The sequence below is a fragment of the Kitasatospora sp. NPDC085895 genome (genome assembly GCF_040702125.1).
In the GTDB taxonomy this organism is placed as follows: Bacteria; Actinomycetota; Actinomycetes; order Streptomycetales; family Streptomycetaceae; genus Kitasatospora; species Kitasatospora arboriphila.
Genome location: NZ_JBFBJY010000190.1, coordinates 1 through 3,939 on the forward strand (window position 1 = coordinate 1; position 3,939 = coordinate 3,939).

A 3,939-nucleotide genomic window follows, 5' to 3' on the forward strand; every position below is an offset into this window, starting at 1 on the left:
CACCCCGGGGGTGTTGTCCACGAAATTGGTGATCAGCCAGTTCAGGTTCTGTGCGGCCTGGCTCATCTGACTCAACTCAACGCTCCTGGTGGTTCGAGCCGCCGAAGAGATCGGTGCTGCTGTTCTGGTTGCTGCCGCGACCCTGGTTCGGGTCGAAGCGGAAGCTGCCGGTGGCCCCCGGGTCACCGCCGGCGCTGCGGCCCTGCTCGACGCCGCGGCGCAGGTTGGTCAGGCGGCCGCGGACCTCCTCCGGGTTGCGGGAGACCTGCGGGCCTTCCTGCGGAGTCGGCTTGGCGTTGCCGGGCACGAGGTTCTGCTTGGGCACCCGGCGCGGCAGGCCGGCCTGGGTGGTGCCGGCGGACGAGGGCTCGCGGACCTGCTCGGCCCGCTGCCAGCCGCCGTCGTTGGCGGACTGCCAGGCGCTCGACGCGGTCGGGCCGGTCGGGCCGTAGCCGCCGAGCGCGGACACGTCGTGGCCGCGGTTCTCGCCGGCGGGGCCGGAGGTGTCCTTGGCGCCGGCGAACCAGTTCGGCTTCTCGTCGCCGCCGCCGAAGGCACCGGCACCGCCGCCGCCGCCGGCCAGCTGCTGGCCGGGCCGGCGCTGCGGGAGACCGCCGGCCGTGGCCGCCGGGGGCAGCGCGGGCTGCTCGTCGGCCCCGTACGGGTGTCCGGCGGGCTGGTCGGCCCCGTACTGCTCCTCGTAGCCGTACGACTGGTAGGCGTCGTCCTGGGCGCCCTGCTGCTGCGGGATGCCCTGGTAGCCGTTCTGGTCGTACTGACCCTGGAACTGGTCGTAGCCGTCCTGGCCGTAGCCCTGCTCCTGGTAGCCGTTCTGGTCGTACTGACCCTGGTACTGGTCGTAGCCGTCCTGCGCGTACTGGTCCTGGCCGTAGCCCTGGTCCTGGTAGCCGGACTGCTCGTAGCCCTGGGGCTGGTACTCGTCCGCGTAGGGGGCCTCGGTGGTCTCGACCGCCTCGGCGTCGATGACCTCGTCGTGCGGGCCGGCCTCGATGGCGGCGGCACGGCGGCGCTGCGAGCGCTGCATGGACTCCAGCGCGGGGCTGAAGCCGCCGTTGCCGGTGCCGGTCAGGTGGTCGTCGAAGCCGAGCTCGGCGGCGCTGCGCTGGCTCCAGTCGTCCTGCCAGGCCTGGGTCGGCTCCTGCTCGGAGAAGATCCGGGAGACGGTGAACTGCTCCTCCGGCTCCGGCGCGGCGTTCATCTGGGTCAGGCCGACCGGGAGCATGACCAGCGAGGTGGTGCCGGCGGACTCGCCCGACGGGCGCAGCTGCACGCGGATGTCGTGCCGCTGGGACAGCCGGCCGACCACGAAGAGGCCCATGCGGCGCGAGATGGTCGCGTCGACCGTGGGCGGCTCGGCCAGCTTCTCGTTGATCTCCGCGAAGTCGTCGGCGGTGAGGCCGATGCCCTTGTCGTGGATCTCGACGAGGACGCGGCCGTCCGGCAGGCGGGTGGCGTTGACCAGGACGCGGGTCTGCGGGCTGGAGAACGTGGTGGCGTTCTCCAGCAGCTCGGCGAGCAGGTGGACGAGGTCGGTCACGGCGGCGCCGACGACCTCGGCCTCGGGGATGCCGGCGAGCTCGATGCGCTCGTACTGCTCCACCTCGGAGGCGGCGGCACGGAGCACGTCGACCAGCGGGACGGGGGTGTTCCAGCGGCGGCCGGGCTCCTCGCCCGCGAGGACGAGGAGGTTCTCGCCGTTGCGGCGCATGCGGGTCGCGAGGTGGTCCAGCTTGAAGAGGTTCTCCAGCTGGTCCGGGTCGGCCTCGTTGTTCTCCAGGTCGGTGATCAGCGCCAGCTGGCGCTGGATCAGGCTCTGGCTGCGGCGCGACAGGTTGGAGAAGATCGCGTTCAGGTTGCCTCGGAGCAGGGCCTGCTCGGCGGCGAGCGACACCGCCTGCGAGTGGACCTGGTCGAACGCGCGGGCGACCTCGCCGATCTCGTCCTTGCCGCGCAGCGGGATCGGCTCGACCGAGGTGTCGACCCGGTCCGGGTCGGTCTTGGAGAGCTTCTCGACCAGGTCGGGCAGACGGTGGTTGGCGATGTCCAGCGCGGCGGTGTTCAGGGTGCGCATGCCGAGGATCATCGAGCGGGCGATGAAGCCGGTGAGCAGACCGGCGAGCGCCAGCGCGGCGATCACGATGCCGGAGTTGAGGAAGGCGTCCGTCTGGGCGCGGTCCTTGATGTTCTGCGCGTCGCCGACGACCTCGTTGAGGAGGGCGGATTCCGTGGCGCGCAGGGCGTTCATGTGGCCGGCGGCGGCCTGGTTCCAGTTCTGAACGGTCAGACCGGCGTTCTTCGCGCTCTCGAAGAGCCGCTCCGCCGCCTCCTTGCCGTCCTGCTGGCCGCGCATGGCGGCGTCGGAGTAGGCCAGGCCGATGTTCATCAGGCCGTTGACGGTCGGGATGCTCTGGTTGTCGGGCATCCGCAGCGGGGCGCGCTGGTCGGCGGCGGCCTGGGCGACCAGGGCGTCGGCGTAGACCTTGGCGTCGTCCGCGGTGGAGCCGGTGGAGAACTCGCTGATGGCGGTCGTCTCGAGCTTGCTCGCCACCAGGAGCGAGATGATCAGTTCCTGGTTCTCGTACTTGGTGACGGTGCCCTGGGCGATGCCGGCGAGCAGGTTGACCATCAGCGCGCGCTGGGTCGAGGCGGAGGCCTTCGCCAGCGACATGGCGTAGATCGCGCGGCCCTTGCTGGTGACGCTGGAGGAGCCGAAGCCGACGGAGTTGTCGATGGCCAGCAGCGGGGCGAACATCACCGAGTAGGCGGCCTGGGTGGCCGAGGCGAGCAGCTCGGGCTTGTAGGCGTTCTCGCGCAGGTGCGGCAGGAAGACGACGAGCTGCTGGAAGGCCGCGTCGCGGCGCTTGAGCGTGTCGTCGTCGGAGATCTTGCCGTAGGCCGTGTTGTACGCCTTGAGGGCGTCGTCGGTCTTCTTGCGGAGCTCGCCGAGCCGGCCCTGCGGGTCGGAGCCGGTGAGGATCGGCACGATCGAGAGGTCGCGCTCGTTCTCCAGGGCGTCCGCGAGGTCGGTCGCGGCGTGCGCGAGCTTCGCGGTCTTCACCGCACGGTCGGCCTTGTGGAAGTCGTCCAGCGAGGTGTTGACACGCAGGCCGCCGAAGACCAGGCCGATGATGACCGGCACGAGCAGGATGGCGACCAGACGGGTCGGCACGCGCCAGTTCCGGGGGGCCAGGAACTCGTACCGGCCGCCGCCCTCGCTGCCTGCGGCCTCGGAGGCGCCGGACGTGCCGGTCGGCCCCGCGGCGCCGCCCGGGCGGTTGCCCGGGCCGCTGAGTATCTGGGTCGGCGGGCCGGCGGCGCCGCGCGCCTGCGGCCGGTCCTCGGCCGCCGTGAACGCGGAGAAGCCGGCCGGTGCCTGACCGCCGGTTCCCTGCTCGTTCGGGCGGGGCTCGGACCGCCGCTGCGGGGTGTCTGGCTGCTTACGCCTCACTCGACAACAACCTCTCGGCCGATGGTGCGGCCATGAATCAATCCAGCGGCTACCCCCGCCGGCCGCAGCCCGCTGCTGGGTGGAACTGCCATATGGGGTGACTACGGGGTAGCTGGAATTTCAGCACGTGGAGGGATGCGGGACAAACAGCTCTCCGTACCCGAGATGTGCCGAATAAATCGGACATTTAGGGACAGTTGTGGAGCAAGTGGAAGGTCGACAGTGCACAGTGGATCGAGAACCTCACACTGTGTCGCTGTTGATCTCGAAATGCCTACCGAACTGTTATCGACGGAGAAACGCGCGCCCGCTCCCGTGCCCGTGGGGGCACCGGAGCGGGCGCGCTGCATCATCCGTCCTGGGTTCCTGTCCTACCGGAGGCGGGCCAGGAGGGCGTGCTCGACGAGGGTGATGAGGGCGCTCTTGGCGCTGTCCCGGCGTCGGGCGTCGAGGGTGATGATGGGGGTGTC

At 70.7% G+C, this 3,939-nt stretch carries 1 protein-coding gene and 2 pseudogenes; all 3 read right to left on the minus strand.

Annotation, left to right across the window (positions count from 1 at the left end; genetic code table 11):
- Nucleotides 1–66: pseudogene (locus AB0442_RS41940) on the minus strand (roadblock/LC7 domain-containing protein); the annotation flags it as partial.
- A gap of 10 nt (nt 67–76) precedes the next feature.
- Nucleotides 77–3,469, minus strand: coding sequence for a nitrate- and nitrite sensing domain-containing protein (locus AB0442_RS41945; RefSeq protein ID WP_366168775.1), 3,393 nt, complete (start codon nt 3,467–3,469; stop codon nt 77–79).
- Between the two features lie 371 nt (nt 3,470–3,840).
- Nucleotides 3,841–3,939, minus strand: a pseudogene (locus AB0442_RS41950) (ATP-binding protein); the annotation flags it as partial.